The organism is Streptomyces sp. NPDC026417 (assembly GCF_055567695.1).
The window spans coordinates 19,909-21,849 of record NZ_JBVHPY010000044.1 but is presented as its reverse complement, the minus strand read 5'-3'; the positions used below and the strand labels follow the sequence as shown (position 1 = coordinate 21,849).

The window sequence follows — 1,941 nt, the reverse complement described above, 5'->3', positions numbered from 1 at the left end:
TCCCGCCCCACCCCCCCCCCCCCCCCCCCCCCCCCCCCCCCCCCCCCCCCCCCCCCCCCCCCCCCCCCCCCCCCCCCCCCGGGCCGCCCCCGACTCCCGGCCGCGCGGCGCACCCGCTCCCCGGCGCCCGCGGGGGCGCATCGGGGTCATTGGGGCCGACACCGGTGGCCGGTGCTTTACTTCGCCGGGCCCCGACCGAAACATCCCTTCTGTCGCTGCCGCGCGCCGAAGGGATACGCGATGAGAGCCACCGCCCTCTGTTCCACCGCCGGGTCCGTGCTCCTGACCGCCCTCGCCGCCGCGCCCGCCGGTGGTCTGCCCGCGGACGCCACCCGGCCCGCCCTCACGGAATCGGCCGAGATGCGCGGCACCGCGCTCGCCGCCCGGCGCGCCGCGACCGCCGGCATCCGCTTCGGCTCCTGCTCCGCGGAACAGGAGATGCCGGGCACCCTGCAGTGCGGCTCGGTCACGGTGCCGCTCGACTACGCGCACCCCGACGGCAAGCAGATCAGACTGACCGTCAGCCGTGTCCGGGCCACCGGCAAGGACCCGCAGGACGCGCGGCGCACGGTGCCCCGGCAGGGCGCCCTCGTCCACAACCCCGGTGGCCCCGGCGCCACCGGCATGTACTTCCCGCTCGCCGGCCTGCTCCCCGAGTGGAAGCGGCTCGGGGCGGCCTACGACCTCGTCGGCTACGCCCCGCGCGGCGTCGGCCGGTCCGCGCCGCTGAGCTGCCGGGACTCCGGACGCCCCGCACGGGGGCCCGATCAGGCGCCGACGTTCCCCTCCGAGTCGTACAAGAAGGAACGCATCGCCGAGGCGAAGGCGTACGCCCGCGGCTGTGCCCGCAGGGGCGGTGCCGCGCTGCGGCACTACACGTCGCTGAACAACGCCCGCGACCTGGACGTGCTGCGCGCCGCGCTCGGCGAGCGCCGGCTGACCTTCGTGGGGGCGTCGTACGGCACGTACTTCGGGGCGCTCTACGCCACGCTGTTCCCCTCGCACGTGCGCCGCATGGTGTTCGACTCGGCGGTGAATCCCGACCCGGACCGGATCTGGTACCGGACCAACCTCGACCAGTCGGCGGCCTTCGAGACCCGCTGGGCGGACTTCCGCGCCTGGGTCGCCCGGCACGACGCGGTCTACGGTCTCGGCCGCACCCCCCGCGAGGTCCTGCGCAGCTACGAGAAGGCGCGTGCGCGGCTCGCCGCCGAACCCGCGGGCGGCACGGTCGGCCCCGGCCGGCTCCAGGGCGCGTTCCTGCAGGCCGGCTACTACGACGACTACTGGCCGCAGCGCGCCCTGGCGCTCTCCGCCTATCTCAAGGGCGACCCGAAGCCGCTGATCCAGCAGGCGGGACCGTACCCGGAGGCGGCGGCGGAGCAGGAGAACGCGCACGCGGTCTACACGGCCGTCGAGTGCAACGACGCCCCGTGGCCGACGGACTGGCGGGTCTGGGACCGCGACGACACGGCACTCGCCCGCGTGGCCCCCTTCGAGACCTGGGACAACGTGTGGACCAACCTGCCGTGCGCCTACTGGACCGGGCCCCGGCAGCGGCCCCTCGACGTACGGGCGCTCCCCGGTGAGCTGCCGCCCACGCTGATCCTCGCGGCCGAACGCGACGCGGCCACGCCCTACGAGGGAGCCGTGGAGCTGCGGCGGCGGCTGTCCGGCTCGGTCCTGGTGACCGAGCGGGGCGCGGGCACGCACGGGATCGCCGGCGGCCCGAACCCGTGCGTCAACGGTCTCCTGAACGCCTATCTGCTGGACGGCCGGGTCCCCGACCAGGACGCGGACTGCGCTCCGCGGGCCGAGCCGGAGCCGGTGGCGGGGGGGGGGGGGGGGGGGGGGGGGGGGTGGGGGGGCCCGGGGGGGGGGGGGGGGGGGTGGTGGTCGAGGTCGGTCTCTGCGCCGGGGTGGGGGGGGGGGGGGGGGACG

Annotated in this window: 1 protein-coding gene; it reads left to right on the top strand. The window is 77.2% G+C overall.

Going from position 1 to position 1,941, the window contains the following annotated elements:
• Positions 1–240: 240 nt before the first annotated feature.
• The coding region (locus tag ACZ4NT_RS36800) for an alpha/beta hydrolase (RefSeq protein ID WP_467729673.1) at positions 241–1,941 on the top strand (1,701 nt) is incomplete at its 3' end.